Raw genomic sequence first — 16,064 nt, forward strand, 5'->3', positions numbered from 1 at the left:
GCGCTGCGCGACCAGGGCCTGGCAAAGGCTGTAAGGACCTGGTTGTCGTGATATTCGGATATACGGAAGAACAGCTTGCCCACTTTTTCCTGACCTGGGGGGTGGGTGCCTTCATCTTGTTCATGGTGTTCATCATCTTGCAGCTGGCGCGTCAGTCCAAGGCAGGCAAGTTCGGCACCTTTGTGATCTTTCTGGGCCTGGGCGTGGGCTTTGTAGGCTATCTCGCCAAGATCATCATCCAGTGGTGGATAGAGAGCCGCTGAGCTGATACATGGGGCGGCGCTGACCGGCTCACTACTTGAGCAAGGTCCGCCCCGCAGAGAGAACCTAGCCCCCTTCCGAAAAGAAGGGGGAAGAAGCGGTGTCTCAGTGGGTTAACCCGGTTTCACCTGTGCGCGCTTGAGCACTTTTTGCCAGCGGTTCTGCTCGGTGGCGATGAACTGGGCAAACTGCTCCGGCGTGCTGCCAATGGGCTCGGCCGCATCGCCTTGCAAGCGTTTGAGTGCATCGGGCGCCTTGACGGCCTTGGCGCACTCTGCAGCCAGCTTGTCTACATGGGCGCGAGGCAGGCTGGAAGGGGCCAGCATGCCGTACCACTGGGTCATTTCAAAGCCCGAAAAGCCCTGTTCGGCCACCGTGGGCACATCGGGTAATTGCGGCAGGCGCCTGGTCGAGCCGGTGGCGATACAGCGCACCTTGCCGGCCTTGATGAAGGGCAGCAGCGCGGCGGCGCCAACCGAGGCAGCATCAAGGCGGCCGGAGAGCAGGTCGGTCATCATGGGGCCGGTGCCGCGGTAGGGCACGTGGAGCATGAAGATGTTGGCCGTCATTTTCAGGTATTCGAATGCCAGATGTCCTGCGCTGCCGTTGCCGGCCGAGCCATAGCTGAGCTTGCCGGGGTTCTTCTTGGCATAGGCCACCAGATCGGCAATGTTCTTGACGGGCAGATCGGGGTGCACCACATAGAGGCTGGGCACCTTGGCCAGCAGGCTCACGGGCACAAAGTCCTTTTTAGGGTCCCAGGGCAGCTTGTCAAAAATATAAGGGTTGACGGCCAGGGTACCGATATGGCCGAGGATGACCGTGCTCTGGTCATCGGCGCGAGCCACTTCCTGCATGGCGATATTGCCCGCAGCGCCGGGCTTGTTGTCCACGAATACGTTCTGGCCTATGGTCTTGGATAGCTCTGCGGCGGTGGAGCGGGCCACGATTTCAGAGCTGCCGCCAGGCGCAAAAGGCACGACAAAGCGAATCGGACGGCTGGGCCAGCCGTCATCGGCAGCGCGGGCCATGCCGGGCAGCAGGCCGCTGCAGGCCAGGGCTCCTGCACTGGTCAGCAGATGGCGGCGCGAGATGCTCAGAACTTCGCGAGTGGACTTGTCGAATGTGGATGCCATGTTGTCTCCGTTGCTTTTGGCTTTATGCGGCTGAGAGATTGCCTCTCAAGCCATGGTTGCAACTGTGGCTGTCAAATCGCTGTCAAACCTGGTGCAGCAGGACTATCCAGGCATCAGGATTGTGCTGATAGGGTTTGCGCTAGAGCTACTCAGTCCTAGTCCTTGCGGACCAGTTGCTCGGCTGCCTCGAGTGCGCAACGCACCGCACCTTCCAGCGTCGCTGGATAGGGCCCGTTCACATAGTCGCCGCAAGCCCAGAGGCCATGGCCCAGCTCCAAGCCAGGGCGCTTCACGCCGGGCCGGCAGGCAAATGTGGCGCGCTTTTCAACCACGGTCAGCACAGCTTGAATGTCCTGCCAGCCCAGCTGTTGCTGGGCTTGTTCCAGCACCTGCTGCTCCAGGGCTTGGCGGTCCGTGCGGCAGTCGCTGACGACAAAGGCCATCAGGCCTTGCTGGGTGTCATCTGATGGCTGCAGGTGCCCGCGGTCAAACACAAACTGGGCTGGAGCCTGCTCGCCGGGTTGCAGTGCCAACCAGGGCTGCCCGGCGGTAAGGCGATGGCTGGTGCGCGCATAGACCGTGGCAATGGCCGTGTGCTCCAGCGCCTGCGCGGTCTGTGCCCAGTGCTGGTAAGCCACCGCGTCGCGTGCGGGCAGGCGCTGGTCTTCGGCCGCCAGCAGGGCCAGGCGGACGGCTTCCTGAGGTGGGCAGGCCAGCAGCACGGCATCGAAGCGCGATTGCTCAAGCGCTGGTCTCAGTGCCGCATTGGATGTACGCAGCAGCCATTGCCGGCCATGGGGAATTAGCTCCTGAATCCGACTTGCAGTATGTACCGCATGTCCGCGGCCTTGCAGCCATTGCGCAGCCGGATTCGGAAACAGATCACCGAGTTCGTAGCGCGGAAGCAGAAAATGCGAGCCGCCCGTACCCGCGAACAGCGCGTCATGTAGCACGCGCAGGAAGATGCTGCCACTTGCCTGTGAGGCTGGCAGGTTGAGGGCCGACACGCACAGCGGCTCGATGAATTCGTCGAGCAGGCGCTTTGGCAGACCGCTGCAGATATCGGCAACGGTTGCAGCCTCTGCGCAGCAAAAGCCCTGAACGCGCCAGCGCAGGGCGCGCCCCAGCAGGGCGGCACGTTCGCGCAGTGACCAGCCGTTGGCGCTGGCAATGCCGATCAAGGCGTCCAGCGGCGCCGGCAGGTCGGGGAAGGACAGGCCGTTGCCATCGGCGTAACGCATGGTAAGTGGTTTGCGCAGCAGGGCTTGCTCCGGCGTCGCGCCCACGATGCGCATGAGCCGCAGGCATTCGGCATAGGCGCCAATCAGAATGTGCTGGCCGTTGTCGGCGATGGTGCCGCCCGGCAGTTCCAGATTGCGGGCCCGGCCACCCAGTTGACGACCGGCCTCGAAAACCGTGGGCTGATGGCCGTCTAGCGAAAGCTGTACAGAGGCAGCCATGCCGGCCCAGCCGCCACCGATGATGGCAACTTCCATGGCGCGCTTACATGCGACCCAGCGCCTGCATCTTCCAGACCAGCCAGAACTTGCGCAGTGGCGTGAGACTGATGCGCTGGTGCAGTACCTGGAAGTTCTCGGACTCGATTTCGCGCAGAAGGGTGCGATAGATGCTTGCCATCATCAGGCCGGGCTTTTGTGCGTGGCGGTCGGCATCGGGCAGCAGGCCAAGCGCCTTGTCATACAGGCTGTGGGCACGCTCGGCCTGAAAGCGCATCAGCGCCGTGAAGCGATCCGAATACTCGCGCTTGTTGATCTCGTGGGCCTTGACGTCGAACTGCTGAAGCTCGCTGATAGGCAGGTAGATGCGCCCGCGCATGGCGTCTTCTCCCACGTCGCGGATGATATTGGTCAACTGCAGGGCTTGGCCCAGGGTGTGGGCGTATTCGGTGGTGCGCTCCTCGGTCTGCCCGAAGATGCGGGCGGCAACCTCGCCTACCACGCCGGCGACCAGATGGCAGTAGCGCTGCAGACCGGCAAAGTCCAGGTAGCGGGTCTGATCCAGATCCATCTGGCAGCCTTCAATGACGGCCTGCAGATGGCGCTCTTCGATGCCATAGGTCTTGGCGTGGGGCATCAGTGCCTGCATCACGGGATGAGCGGACTGGCTGGTGAATGCCCTGTGTACCTCGGTCTTCCACCATGCCAGCTTGGTGGCTGCCACGCCAGGGTCCGTGACCTCGTCAACCACGTCATCCACTTCGCGGCAGAAGGCATAGAAAGCCGTGATGGCGGCGCGGCGCTCCTTGGGCAAGAAGAGAAAGGCGTAATAGAAGCTGCTGCCCGAAGAGGCGGCTTTGTCTTGGACGTACTGATCCGGATTCATAGGGGGAGCATTGTCCCATGACGCGGGCAGTTGGCCGACACAACAGTGAAATGTGCGGCATGCGCCTAGTCAGACTTCAAATTCAATAGCGCCTTGCGTAGGCCCATCAGGGGATAGGGGCTATCTGTTCGCTCACATGCGCACGGCTTGCCAGAGCATAGCGATCATGTCGAGCTTGCCCAGTTTGATGCGCTGATAGAGGTTGCGCCCCTGCATGGCGTCCAGTCTGTCCAGAATGCGCAGACCGCCTTGCACGACCAGGCGCAGCTCCCAGCCCGTGCGGCCGGGCAACTGATGCACCAGGGGCGCTCCATGGTGCATGAGGCTGCGGGCTTGGCGGTTGAGTTCGCCGAGCAGGGACTGCAGCTCGGGTGTCAATGCCGCAGCCTCCGGCTTGATGGAACTTCGCACAATGCCATGGCGGGCCAGGTCGGCATCCGGCAGGTAATGGCGCTGGCGCGGCAAGTCCTGGCTCAGGTCCTGCCAGAAGTTGATGAGTTGCAGGGCGGTGCAGATGGCGTCGCTCTGAATCAGTGCCTTGGCGTTGACCACGCCATACAGGTGCAACAGCAGGCGGCCGACCGGGTTGGCCGAGCGGCGGCAGTAATCCAGCAAATGGGCCATGTCGGTGTAGCGGGTCTGGGCGGCCGTCATGCGCACATCCTGCTCGAAGGCACTGAGCAAGTCGGCCAGCAATGGCTTGGGCAGACCATGGGCCTGGACCTGGACTGCCAGCGGGCCAAAGACATGCGGCCAGGCGGTGCGCATCAGCATGGCGGCTTCGCCGGAGCAGCCCAGCTGCTGCAAATCTGCGCCATATTGCTGCAGCTGTGCGATGCGCTGCTCGGTGCCGTGCTGGCCCTCGTCGGCCAGATCGTCGGCGGTGCGCGCAAAGTGGTAGATGGCGGCGATGGGCGCACGCAGTCGTGGCGGGCACAGCCAGGAGGCGACAGGGAAATTTTCGTAGTGGTTGATGCTGGCCGGCGCGTTGGCGGCGGGGCTCGCTGGGGGCATATGGTTCACGCCCGTATTGTGGACCGGGTGGACTTGCCGGCTGGCGGCAGCCCATAAAAAGACGGCGCAAAAGCGCACGTGCGTGCACAATCAGCGCTGACTTGGGTGCAGCGGCCTGCCCGGCAGCTGCGCTTTTCCTATTTTTACAAGCCCAGAACACCATGGCTGTTTCGTCTTCTCGTCGTTTTGCAATGTTGTCTTTGCCGCGCCGGCCTGCCGCGCCCTTGGCTGCGCTGTCCATAGTGGCGGCTGCCGTCATGCTGTCGGCCTGCTCCAAGAAAGAGGCCGCGCCCGAGCCGGTGCGCGCAGTCAAGCTGGTGACCGTGGGTGAGGGGCAGATCGAGTCTGCTCAGCAATATTCGGGCGATGTGCGGGCCCGTGTCGAATCTCGCCTCGGCTTTCGCGTGGCGGGCAAGATCACAAGGCGCGAAGTGGAGCTGGGTCAGCATGTGAAGGCTGGACAGGTATTGGCGCGACTGGATGCGCGCGATTACCAGCTCAGCGCCGATGCCGCGCGTGCCCAACTGGCCTCGGCCACCACGCAGCGCGATCTGGCCGAGGCCAATGCCAAGCGTTTTCGCACGCTGCGCGCCCAGAACTTCATCAGCGCCGCAGAGATGGAGCGCTATGAGGCCAATCTGAAGGCGACCCAGGCCTCACTCGATCAGGCCCGTGCCCAGCTCTCGAGCCAGTCCAATCAGGAGAACTACACCCAGTTGCTGGCTGATGCCGATGGCGTGGTCACCGCCGTGGAGGCTGAACCCGGTCAGGTGGTTGCGGCCGGCACGCCCGTGGTGAGGATTGCCCAGGACGGCGCGCGCGATGCGGTGTTCAGCGTGCCCGAAGACCGGCGCAGCGCCATCAAGCCGGGCCAGGGCGTGAAGGTGCGTCCCTGGTCGGACGAGTCGCGCGTGATCAACGCACAGGTGCGTGAGGTGGCGGCCAGTGCCGACCCGGCCACACGCACCTATGTGGTCAAGGCTGCGCTGCAGGGCGCGGACCTGCCTTCATTGGGCGCGACCGTGCATGTCATGCCCGAGGGCATGGGCGTCAGCGGCGAAGCCATAGGCAACCAGGTCATCAAGCTGCCAACCACGGCCTTGCGCCAGGAGGGGGGTAACGGTCAGGGTACGGCCGTCTGGCTGTATGACGCGGCCAGCAGTTCGGTGAAGCTGCAGCCGGTGCAGATTGCCAGCGCCGACGGCAACGAGGCGGTGATTGCCTCGGGTCTGCAAGCCGGCATGCAGGTGGTGGCCACAGGCGTCCACGTGCTGACCCCCGGGCAGAAGGTGACGGTATATCGCGATAAGTATGCCAAGCCGCTGCAGGGTTCTGCATCAAATCAGCCGAAAACGCAGGCGGGTCAAGGGCAGGATGCTCAGGAATCAGGTGTGGATCAGCCTGCGGCGGCTGCGGAGGCGGGCAAATGAGCGGCGCTGGACACAAAAAGACCAGTAGCGCGCATTTCAATCTTTCCCGCTGGGCGCTCGATCATGTGGCGCTGACACGCTATTTCATTGTCGTGCTGATGCTGCTGGGTTTTACTGCCTTCTTCCAGCTGGGCCAGGACGAAGATCCTCCGTTCACCTTCCGCGCCATGGTCATTCGCACCTACTGGCCCGGTGCGACTGCCGAGCAGGTGGCTCAGCAGGTGACGGACAAGATCGAGCGCACGCTGCAGGAAGTGCCCTATGCGGACAAGATCAGCAGCTACTCCAAGCCTGGCGAGTCGCAGGTCATCTTCCAGGTCAAGGACTATTCGCCCCCCAAGGAGGTGCCGCAGCTCTGGTATACGGTGCGCAAAAAAGTGGGGGATATGCGCTACACCCTGCCGCAGGGCGTTCAGGGACCGTTCTTCAACGACGATTTCGGCGATGTCTATGGCGTGATCTATGCGCTGCAGGCCAAGGGCTTCAGCTATGCCGAGCTCAAGACTCTGGCCGACGATGTGCGTCAGCAACTGCTGCAGGTGCCCGATGTGGCCAAGGTCGAGCAGTTCGGCGTGCAGGACGAAAAGGTCTATGTGGAGCTGTCGCACCGCGCCACGCAGATGGGGCTGAACCTCAAGCAGGTGCTCGATCAGCTCAACCAGCAAAATGCCGTGGCATCGGCCGGTACCTTGCAAACGCCAGCCGAAACCATTGTGTTGCGTGTGCAAGGCCAGTTCAACGATCTGGAGCAACTGCGTGCCATGCCCATCATCGGCCAGGGCGGAGCGCAGTTCAGGCTGGGCGATATCGCCGAGGTGCATCGCGGCTATGCTGACCCGGCCAATGTCATGGTGCGCTTTCAGGGCGAGCCTACGGTGGCCCTGGGGGTGTCCATGGTCAAGGGCGGCGACATCATTGCGCTGGGCAAGGCGCTGACGCAGGCAACGGAGCGCATCGCCAAAAGCCTGCCCGTGGGCGTGACGCTGAGCAATATGCAGAACCAGCCCAAGGCGGTGGCGGATTCGGTCAGCGAGTTTCTCCAGGTGCTGATCGAGGCAGTGGTCGTGGTGCTTGCCGTGAGCTTTCTGAGCCTGGGCCTGCACAAGCGCCCGGGGCAGCATCCGCTGTGGAAGCGCTGGTATATCGACCCGCGCCCCGGACTGGTGGTGGGCATCACCATTCCGCTGGTGCTCGCCGCAACCTTCCTGGCCATGTGGTACTGGAATATCGGTCTGCACAAGGTGTCGCTGGGCTCGCTCATCATTGCGCTGGGTTTACTGGTGGACGACGCCATCATTGCCGTGGAGATGATGGTGCGCAAGATGGAGGAGGGCTACGACAAGTACCGTGCCGCCACCTTTGCCTATGAAATCACCTCCAAGCCCATGCTGACCGGCACGCTGATCACGGCAGCGGGCTTTCTGCCCATCGGCATGGCCAAGTCCATGACGGGTGAATACACCTTCGCCATCTTCGCGGTGACGGTGATTGCGCTGGTGCTCAGCTGGTTTGCATCGGTGTACTTCGTGCCCTATCTGGGCCTGCTGCTGCTCAAGAAGCCGCCGCATGCCGCCAAGCTGCCACCCGAAGTGGCATCCGGTGAGGTGTCGGCTGAAGAAGCAGGCATCAACACCAATGCAGGTGAGCATGAGCTGTTCGATACGCCGTTCTACAACCGTTTTCGCCGCACGGTGAACTGGTGTGTGCAGCACCGCTGGCTGACGATTGGCGCGACGGTGCTGGTGTTCGTGCTGGGTCTGGCGGGCATGGGCAAGGTGCAGCAGCAGTTCTTCCCTGATTCCAGCCGCCCCGAAGTGCTGGTCGATATATGGTTCCCCGAGGGCACGTCCTTGCAGGCCAACAAGGAAGTGACGCTGCGCGTGGAAAAGCGCTTTTTGCAGCTCGACGGAGTGGAGTCCGTCAGCGAGTGGATAGGCTCCGGAGCACCGCGCTTCTATCTGCCGCTGGACCAGGTGTTTCCGCAGAACAACGTCTCCCAGTTCATTCTGGTGGCCAAAGACCTGAAGGCGCGCGAGGAAATCCGCAAACGGTTGCCGGCGCTGATGGCCGAGGAATTCCCCGAGGTGCGGGCGCGCTCCAAGCTGCTGCCCAACGGGCCGCCCGTGCAATATCCGGTGCAGTTCCGTGTCATGGGCTCGGACCCCGCCAAGCTGCGCACCTACGCCGATGAAGTCAAGGCGCTCATGCAGGCCAATGCCGATATGCGTGGCGTGAACGATAACTGGAATGAGTCCGTCAAGGTCATTCGCCTGCAGGTCGATCAGGACAAGGCGCGTGCCCTGGGTGTGACCAGCCAGTCGATCGCCGAAGCAACGGGCATGAACTTCAGCGGCACCACAGTGGGGCAGTTTCGTGAAGGCGACAAGCTGATCGATATCGTGATGCGCCCGCCCAAGCAGGACCGCGATGCAATTACCGATATCGCGGGTGTCTATGTCACAACGGCAAACGGGCAGTCCATTCCGCTCACGCAGATAGCCAAGCCCGTCATGGTCTGGGAGCCGGGTGTGATGTGGCGCGAAAAGCGCAACTTCGCGATTACCGTTCAAGGCGATGTGCGCGAAGGCCTGCAAGGTGCAACGCTGACCAACGAGCTGTTGCCGCAGTTGCGCAAGATGGAGGCTGGCTGGCATGCTGCGGGCGACACCGGCTATCGCATCGAAGTGGCCGGTGCCGTGGAGGAAAGTTCCAAGGGGTCGGGTGCGATCGTGGCAGGAGTCCCGGTGCTGCTTTTCCTGACCTTCACCCTGCTGATGTTGCAGTTGCGCAGCGTCAGCCGTTCGCTGCTGGTGTTTATCACCGGCCCGCTGGGCATCCCTGGTGTGGCTGCGGCCTTGCTGCTGCTGAATCGCCCCTTTGGCTTTGTGGCTCTGCTGGGCGTTGTGGCCTTGATGGGCATGATTCAGCGCAATTCGGTCATCCTGATCGATCAGATCGAGAGCGGACGTGCCCAGGGCGTGCCGGCATGGGATGCGATTGTGGAAGCTGCCGTGCATCGCCTGCGCCCCATCGTGCTGACTGCAGCGGCTGCCGTACTGGCGATGATTCCGCTGTCGCGCAGCGTGTTCTGGGGCCCCATGGCTGTGGCCATCATGGGCGGTCTGATTGTGGCGACCGTGCTGACCCTGCTGGCCTTGCCCGCCATGTATGCGGCGGCTTTCCGCATCAGAAAGGACACGGCCTGAGCCTGTTCTGAAAGAAAGACCGCCAATTTTGCGGCTAGAATCTGCGTCTTGACCTCAGTAAGCGTAAATTTGCGCATTGCTGACCGCGCGGGTGGCGAAATTGGTAGACGCACCAGGTTTAGGTCCTGACGGTGGCAACACCGTGCCGGTTCGAGTCCGGCTCCGCGCACCAGACATTGGCAGTCCATGCTGCCTCAAGCCCGTAACCCCAAGCCGTTACGGGCTTTTTCTTTTCCTGCCCTGCTTTGCAGGCGCGGCGTCAGCTTTTAAGGCAAACCCCTGTAGGGCGATGGCGGAGCCTGCGCGGCGCCTCGTTATAATGGTCGGCTTCGCCTGTTCCTGATTTGAGCAAATGCCTGGCGCCAGACGCTGGGGCAAATGACCGGGGCAGGCTCTGGAAATTTGTGGTGCCGCATGTCGTTGGGTATGCGCGCACTGTGACTTTGCGCAATACGGTGCGGGTTGCTTGGCAATCTGCACGGTCCTCATCCCTCTTAGGAAAAATCATGGCCGTTAACGTTGAAACTCTTGAAAAGCTCGAGCGCAAGATCACGCTGAGCGTGCCCCTGTCTGCGATCCAGTCTGAAGTTGATGCTCGCCTGAAGAAGGTGGCACGCACCGTGAAGATGGACGGCTTCCGTCCTGGCAAGGTGCCCATGAGCGTTGTGGCTCAGCGTTATGGCTACTCCGTGCAATACGAAGTGCTGAACGACAAGGTGGGCGAGGCTTTTGCCGCTGCCGTGAACGAAGCCGATCTGCGCGTTGCTGGTCAGCCCAAGATCACCGAGAAGGAAGGCGCTCCCGAAGGCGAAGCACAATTCGATGCTGTGTTCGAAGTCATGCCCGAAGTCAAGATCGGCGATCTGACTGCAGCCGAAGTGGAGAAGCTGTCCACCAGCGTGGACGATGCAGCCATCGACAAGACCGTGGACATTCTGCGCAAGCAGCGTCGCACCTTCACCGAGCGCGCTGCCGGTGAAGCAGCTGCGGACGGCGACCGCGTGACCGTGGACTTCGAAGGCAAGATCGACGGCGAGACTTTCTCCGGCGGCAAGGCTGAAGACTTCCAGTTCCTGGTCGGCGAAGGCCAGATGCTCAAGGAATTCGAAGACGCAACCCGCGGCATGAAGGCCGGCGAGTCCAAGACTTTCCCCCTGGCTTTCCCTGCTGACTACCACGGCGCCGACGTGGCCGGCAAGACTGCCGACTTCCTGGTGACCGTCAAGAAGGTGGAAGCTCCCAACCTGCCCGAAGTGAACGAAGAGTTCGTCAAGACCCTGGGCGTGGAAGGCGGCTCCGTCGAAGCCCTGCGCGACGACATCAAGAAGAACCTGGAGCGCGAAGTGAAGTTCCGCGTTCAAGGCCGCAACAAGCAAGCCGTGATGGACGCTCTGGTGTCCGTGGCCGAGCTGGATCTGCCCAAGGCTTCCGTGCAGGCTGAAGTGGGCCGTCTGCTGGAAGGCGCGCGCGCCGAACTGGAACAGCGCGGCATCAAGGACGCAGCCAAGGCTGAAATCCCTGAAGACATCTTCCTGCCCCAAGCCGAGCGTCGCGTGCGTCTGGGCCTGGTGGTGGCCGAGCTGGTCAAGACCAACAACCTGCAAGCCACTGCCGAGCAGATCAAGGCTCATGTCGAAGAGCTGGCTTCCAGCTACGAGAAGCCCGAAGACGTGGTGCGCTGGTACTTCGGCGACCGCAACCGTCTGGCCGAAGTGGAGGCCGTTGTGATCGAAAACAACGTCACCGATTTCGTTCTGGCCAAGGCCAAGGTCACCGACAAGGCCGTTTCCTTCGACGAGCTGATGGGTCAGGCCTAAGGGCTGAACCTTTTATCGGTGCTTGCCCTAGGCAAGTTCCGATAACTTGAATTGCGGGGCTTGTGCTTTTGCGCGCAAGCCCCATTTTCTTTTCAGAATGCGGCTACAGTAGGCGCATAGCACTGGAGAAAACATGAGCGCATTGGATACATTGGGTTTGGGCATGGTGCCCATGGTCATTGAACAGTCGGGTCGCGGTGAGCGCTCCTATGACATTTATTCGCGTCTGCTCAAGGAGCGCGTGATTTTCCTGGTGGGCGAGGTTAACGATCAGACCGCCAACCTGGTGGTAGCCCAGTTGTTGTTCCTGGAAAGCGAAAATCCTGACAAGGACATTTCCTTCTATATCAACTCCCCCGGCGGCAGCGTGACGGCAGGCATGGCGATTTTTGACACCATGAACTTCATCAAGCCTGATGTCTCGACGCTGTGCACCGGCATGGCGGCGAGCATGGGCGCTTTCCTGCTGTCGGCCGGAGCCAAGGGCAAGCGCTATGCACTGCCCAATGCCCAGGTCATGATTCACCAGCCTCTGGGCGGTGCACGTGGTCAGGCGACCGAAATCGAAATTCATGCCCGCGAAATCATCAAGACCCGCGAGCGCCTGAACAAAATACTCGCCGAGCGTACCGGCCAGCCCCTGGAAAAGATTCAGAACGACACCGAGCGCGACTATTTCCTTTCCGCCGATGAGGCTAAGGAATACGGCCTGGTTGACCAGGTAATCAGCAAGCGTTCCTGAAATACATAGCACCGAGTCCCATGTCTGATTGGGATTGCGGGTGCTGGCAATGAAAAACCTGGGAGTTGCTGACTGGCTCCCGGGACTTGCTCGGCGGCGTTTGTCCCTGATGGCCTACGCCGCCTTGTCTTTGGTTATCATTAATTTTCGTTTTTTCGTAACGAGGCACAGCCCCCATGGCCGATAAAAAAGGCTCTTCCACCGAAAAGAATTTGTATTGCACCTTCTGCGGCAAAAGCCAGCACGAGGTCAAGAAGCTGATCGCCGGCCCGTCCGTGTTCATCTGCGACGAGTGCATCGACTTGTGCAATGAGATCATTCGCGACGAACAGCCTGCCGCCGATGCCAAGGAAGGTCGCGGCGATCTGCCTACGCCCGCCGAAATCAAGGCCAATCTCGACAACTATGTGATCGGTCAGGAGCAGGCCAAGCGCACGCTGGCCGTGGCGGTCTACAACCACTACAAGCGCCTGAACCACAAGGACAAGGCTGGCAAGGACGATGTGGAGCTCAGCAAGAGCAATATCTTGCTGATCGGTCCCACGGGTTCGGGTAAGACCTTGCTGGCCCAAACGCTGGCGCGTCAGCTCAATGTGCCATTCGTGATGGCCGATGCCACCACGCTGACCGAGGCTGGCTATGTGGGCGAGGACGTCGAGAACATCATTCAGAAGCTGCTGCAAAGCTGTGAGTACGACGTCGAGCGTGCTCAGCGTGGCATTGTCTACATCGATGAAATCGACAAGATCTCCCGGAAGTCGGACAACCCCAGCATCACGCGCGACGTATCGGGCGAGGGCGTGCAGCAGGCGCTGCTCAAGCTGATCGAAGGCACGATGGCCAGCATTCCTCCCCAGGGCGGACGCAAGCATCCGAACCAGGACTTTCTGCAGATCGACACCACCAATATCCTGTTCATCTGCAGCGGCGCGTTCGCGGGACTGGAGAAAGTCATCGAGAACCGCACCGAGGCTTCGGGCATAGGCTTTGGCGCTACCGTCAAGAGCAAGAAGCAGCGCTCCATCTCGGAGATGTTCCTCGAGATCGAGCCTGAGGATCTGATCAAGTTCGGCATCATCCCCGAGCTGGTTGGGCGTATGCCCGTGGTGACGGCGCTGGCCGAACTCAGCGAAGACGCACTGGTACAGATCCTGACCGAGCCCAAGAATGCGCTGGTCAAGCAGTACAGCAAGCTGCTGGCCATGGAGGGTGTGGAGTTGGAGATACGCCCCGCGGCCCTGAAGGCGATTGCCCGCAAGGCCCTGGCTCGCAAGACCGGTGCCCGTGGCCTGCGCTCCATCGTCGAGCAGGCACTGATCAGCACCATGTTCGAGTTGCCAACCGCCGAGAATGTGGAAAAGGTAGTGGTGGAAGAAGCCACCATTGAAGACGGCAAGGAGCCGCTGCTGGTTTACCGCGAAGCGGCCAAAAAGGCCTGATACTGTGCTTGCGTGCAAGGCGGGCCCTCCAATGGGCTCGCTTTGTCGCCTGCGGCTGAAAGGCAATGCCCCTGAGGCGGCAAAAACAATTTGCCCCCAGGGGTTGAAATACACCGGTAAGCGGACCATCTTCCGCTGAGAAACCGAGGATACCTATGTCTGGACAAACCCCTTTGCCTTCTACCGAGCTGGACCTGCCACTGCTGCCGCTGCGCGATGTAGTGGTGTTTCCGCATATGGTGATTCCGCTGTTCGTGGGGCGTGCCAAGAGCATCAAGGCTCTGGAGCTGGCCATGGAAGGCGACCGTCGCATCATGCTGGTGGCGCAGAAGACGGCCTCCAAGGACGAGCCTGCAGCGGAAGACATGTTTGATGTGGGCTGTGTCTCCACCATCTTGCAGATGCTCAAGCTGCCCGACGGCACCGTGAAGGTGCTGGTGGAAGGCCAGCAGCGCGCGCTGGTCAAGCAGGTTGCCGACGAAGAGTCTCACTTCACGGCATCTGTGACGCCTGTGGAGCCCGAAGGCGATGCCCATGAGCAAAGCGAAATCGAAGCGTTGCGCCGTGCCGTGACCCAGCAGTTTGACCAGTACGTCAAACTCAACAAGAAAATTCCTCAGGAAATCCTGACTTCGATCGCCAGCATCGATGATGCCGGTCGTCTGACCGACACCATTGCGGCGCACCTGCCTCTCAAGCTCGAGAGCAAGCAGGCGGTGCTGGATCTGGTGGACATCAAGGAGCGTCTGGAAAACCTGTTCGAGCAACTCGAGCGCGAGGTTGACATCCTCAACGTCGACAAGCGCATCCGTGGTCGCGTCAAGCGCCAGATGGAGAAAAATCAGCGCGACTTCTATCTGAATGAGCAGGTCAAGGCCATCCAGAAGGAGCTGGGCGAGGGTGAGGATGGTGCCGACATCGAGGAGATCGAGAAAAAGATCAAGCTCGCCAAGATGCCTGCCGATGCTCGCAAAAAGGCTGAGGCCGAGCTCAAGAAGCTCAAGCTGATGTCGCCCATGTCGGCTGAAGCTTCGGTGGTGCGCAACTACATCGAAGTGCTGACTGGACTGCCCTGGAGCAAGAAGACCAAGATCAAGCACAATCTGGCGAATGCCGAGGAAGTGCTGAACGAAGATCACTTTGGCCTGGAAAAGGTCAAGGACCGCATTCTCGAGTATCTTGCTGTGCAGCAGCGTGTGGACAAGGTCAAGGCGCCCATTCTGTGTCTGGTGGGTCCTCCCGGCGTGGGCAAGACCTCGCTGGGTCAGTCCATTGCCAAGGCCACAGGTCGCAAGTACGTGCGCATGGCGCTGGGCGGCATGCGAGACGAGGCGGAAATTCGCGGTCACCGCCGTACCTATATCGGCGCCATGCCTGGCAAGGTACTGCAGAGCCTGGAGAAGGTCGGTACGCGCAATCCCCTGTTCCTGCTGGACGAAATCGACAAGCTGGGCATGGACTTCCGTGGCGATCCTTCGAGCGCGCTGCTGGAAGTGCTGGACCCCGAACAGAACAACAAGTTTGGTGACCACTACGTGGAGGTCGACTTCGACCTGTCCGACGTGATGTTTGTGGCGACCTCCAACTCCATGAACATTCCTTCGGCCTTGCTGGATCGCATGGAGGTGATTCGTCTGTCGGGCTATACCGAAGACGAAAAGACCAATATTGCCATCCGCTATCTGCTGCCCAAGCAGATCACCAACAACGGCGTGAAGGACGGCGAGCTGGAAGTGACCGAAGCCGCGATTCGTGACATCGTGCGTTACTACACCCGCGAAGCGGGCGTGCGTTCGCTTGAGCGCGAGCTGTCCAAGATTTGCCGCAAGGTGGTCAAGGGCTTGCAACTTGGCAAGCTTCAGCCCAAGGTGGAGGTGAATGCCGACAACCTCAATGAATATCTGGGCGTGCGCAAGTTCAGCTATGGCCGTGCCGAGCATGCCAATCAGGTGGGGCAGGTTGTGGGTCTGGCCTGGACCGAAGTCGGCGGCGATCTGCTGACCATCGAAGCCGCCACCATGCCAGGCAAGGGTGTCATTACGCGCACAGGCTCTCTGGGCGATGTGATGAAGGAGTCGGTCGAAGCTGCTCGCACCGTGGTGCGCAGCCGCGCTCGTCTGCTTGGCATCAAGGATGAAGCCTTCGAGAAAAAGGACATTCATGTGCACGTGCCTGACGGCGCTACGCCCAAGGATGGCCCCAGCGCCGGTGCAGCGATGACGACAGCTTTTGTCTCGGCTCTCACTGGCATTCCCGTGCGAGCTGATGTGGCCATGACCGGTGAAATCACCTTGCGCGGTGAAGTCACGGCGATCGGCGGCCTCAAGGAAAAGCTGCTGGCTGCTCTGCGTGGTGGCATCAAGACCGTGCTCATTCCTGAAGAGAATGCCAAGGATTTGCAGGACATTCCCGATAATGTGAAGAGCGGTCTGGAAATCGTTCCTGTGAAATGGATCGATCAGGTTCTCAAGGTGGCGCTGGAGCGCGTGCCGGATCCTTTGACTGAGGAAGCTGTAGCTGCCGTGGCGTCCACCGATGCCAAGCCGGTAGAGGCGGCCATCAAGCATTGATGCTTGTTTGTGAAAATTGTGGCGTTTTTTCTGGGAGGGCTCAGAACTGCGCTACAATTCATCCATCGCAGCAAACAACGTTGTACAATGTTGGGCTTCGGTAGAT

General features: G+C 60.9%; 11 protein-coding genes and 1 tRNA gene. 8 read left to right on the forward strand and 4 right to left on the reverse strand.

Features of this window, described 5'->3' with window-relative positions; genetic code table 11:
• Window positions 1-47 precede the first annotated feature (47 nt).
• Window positions 48-263 (forward strand): DUF2788 domain-containing protein, encoded by a 216-nt coding sequence (locus tag CSE6_RS23465; protein WP_003068886.1) that lies wholly within the window; start codon window positions 48-50, stop codon window positions 261-263.
• A gap of 111 nt (window positions 264-374) precedes the next feature.
• Here the strand turns inward: CSE6_RS23465 and CSE6_RS23470 are convergent, their stop codons facing one another.
• The 4 genes from CSE6_RS23470 to hpnC form a co-directional block, all read right to left on the reverse strand.
• Entirely contained in the window at window positions 375-1,397 is a 1,023-nt protein-coding gene (locus tag CSE6_RS23470; protein ID WP_059441617.1) for a tripartite tricarboxylate transporter substrate binding protein, read from the reverse strand.
• A 155-nt stretch (window positions 1,398-1,552) separates the two neighbouring features.
• Window positions 1,553-2,893 (reverse strand): hydroxysqualene dehydroxylase HpnE, encoded by a 1,341-nt coding sequence (hpnE, locus tag CSE6_RS23475; protein WP_059441618.1) that lies wholly within the window; start codon window positions 2,891-2,893, stop codon window positions 1,553-1,555.
• Between the two features lie 7 nt (window positions 2,894-2,900).
• Window positions 2,901-3,740 (reverse strand): presqualene diphosphate synthase HpnD, encoded by an 840-nt coding sequence (hpnD, locus tag CSE6_RS23480; protein ID WP_003068899.1) that lies wholly within the window; start codon window positions 3,738-3,740, stop codon window positions 2,901-2,903.
• A gap of 132 nt (window positions 3,741-3,872) precedes the next feature.
• The gene (hpnC, locus tag CSE6_RS23485; protein WP_059441619.1) at window positions 3,873-4,754 is read right to left on the reverse strand and encodes a squalene synthase HpnC; all 882 of its coding nucleotides are present in this window, start codon (window positions 4,752-4,754) and stop codon (window positions 3,873-3,875) included.
• 191 nt (window positions 4,755-4,945) lie between these two features.
• Between hpnC and CSE6_RS23490 the strand changes: the two genes are divergently transcribed.
• From CSE6_RS23490 to lon, 7 genes are all read left to right on the forward strand, one after another.
• Complete coding sequence (locus tag CSE6_RS23490; RefSeq protein ID WP_059441620.1) at window positions 4,946-6,184, forward strand: efflux RND transporter periplasmic adaptor subunit; 1,239 nt, start codon at window positions 4,946-4,948, stop codon at window positions 6,182-6,184.
• A complete protein-coding gene (locus CSE6_RS23495) occupies window positions 6,181-9,390 on the forward strand; it encodes an efflux RND transporter permease subunit (RefSeq protein ID WP_059441621.1) in 3,210 nt (1,069 codons plus the stop codon). The genes CSE6_RS23490 and CSE6_RS23495 overlap by 4 nt, the downstream gene beginning before the upstream one ends.
• Before the next feature lie 85 nt (window positions 9,391-9,475).
• A tRNA-Leu gene (locus CSE6_RS23500) sits at window positions 9,476-9,562 on the forward strand.
• 334 nt (window positions 9,563-9,896) lie between these two features.
• Window positions 9,897-11,207 (forward strand): trigger factor, encoded by a 1,311-nt coding sequence (gene tig / locus CSE6_RS23505; RefSeq protein WP_034378282.1) that lies wholly within the window; start codon window positions 9,897-9,899, stop codon window positions 11,205-11,207.
• 133 nt (window positions 11,208-11,340) lie between these two features.
• Window positions 11,341-11,949 carry an ATP-dependent Clp endopeptidase proteolytic subunit ClpP gene (gene clpP, locus CSE6_RS23510; protein WP_003068910.1) on the forward strand — a complete coding sequence of 203 codons (609 nt, stop codon included), beginning with the start codon at window positions 11,341-11,343 and terminating at the stop codon, window positions 11,947-11,949.
• 176 nt (window positions 11,950-12,125) lie between these two features.
• A complete protein-coding gene (gene clpX, locus CSE6_RS23515; protein WP_012837449.1) occupies window positions 12,126-13,388 on the forward strand; it encodes an ATP-dependent Clp protease ATP-binding subunit ClpX in 1,263 nt (420 codons plus the stop codon).
• Window positions 13,389-13,543: 155 nt separating this feature from the next.
• A complete protein-coding gene (lon, locus tag CSE6_RS23520) occupies window positions 13,544-15,958 on the forward strand; it encodes an endopeptidase La (protein ID WP_034360129.1) in 2,415 nt (804 codons plus the stop codon).
• The last annotated feature ends 106 nt before the right edge of the window (window positions 15,959-16,064 follow it).

Source organism: Comamonas sp. E6, from assembly GCF_001010305.1.
GTDB lineage: Bacteria > Pseudomonadota > Gammaproteobacteria > Burkholderiales > Burkholderiaceae_C > Comamonas > Comamonas thiooxydans.

Bases quoted from the DNA above. Each gene is read 5' to 3' on its own strand.
- tig (WP_034378282.1), top strand. From the start codon at position 9,897: ATGGCCGTTAACGTTGAAACTCTTGAAAAGCTCGAGCGCAAGATCACG.
- CSE6_RS23495 (WP_059441621.1), top strand. From the start codon at position 6,181: ATGAGCGGCGCTGGACACAAAAAGACCAGTAGCGCGCATTTCAATCTT.
- lon (WP_034360129.1), top strand. From the start codon at position 13,544: ATGTCTGGACAAACCCCTTTGCCTTCTACCGAGCTGGACCTGCCACTG.
- CSE6_RS23490 (WP_059441620.1), top strand. From the start codon at position 4,946: ATGTTGTCTTTGCCGCGCCGGCCTGCCGCGCCCTTGGCTGCGCTGTCC.
- hpnC (WP_059441619.1), bottom strand. From the start codon at position 4,754: ATGCCCCCAGCGAGCCCCGCCGCCAACGCGCCGGCCAGCATCAACCAC.
- CSE6_RS23470 (WP_059441617.1), bottom strand. From the start codon at position 1,397: ATGGCATCCACATTCGACAAGTCCACTCGCGAAGTTCTGAGCATCTCG.
- hpnD (WP_003068899.1), bottom strand. From the start codon at position 3,740: ATGAATCCGGATCAGTACGTCCAAGACAAAGCCGCCTCTTCGGGCAGC.
- clpP (WP_003068910.1), top strand. From the start codon at position 11,341: ATGAGCGCATTGGATACATTGGGTTTGGGCATGGTGCCCATGGTCATT.
- clpX (WP_012837449.1), top strand. From the start codon at position 12,126: ATGGCCGATAAAAAAGGCTCTTCCACCGAAAAGAATTTGTATTGCACC.
- hpnE (WP_059441618.1), bottom strand. From the start codon at position 2,893: ATGGAAGTTGCCATCATCGGTGGCGGCTGGGCCGGCATGGCTGCCTCT.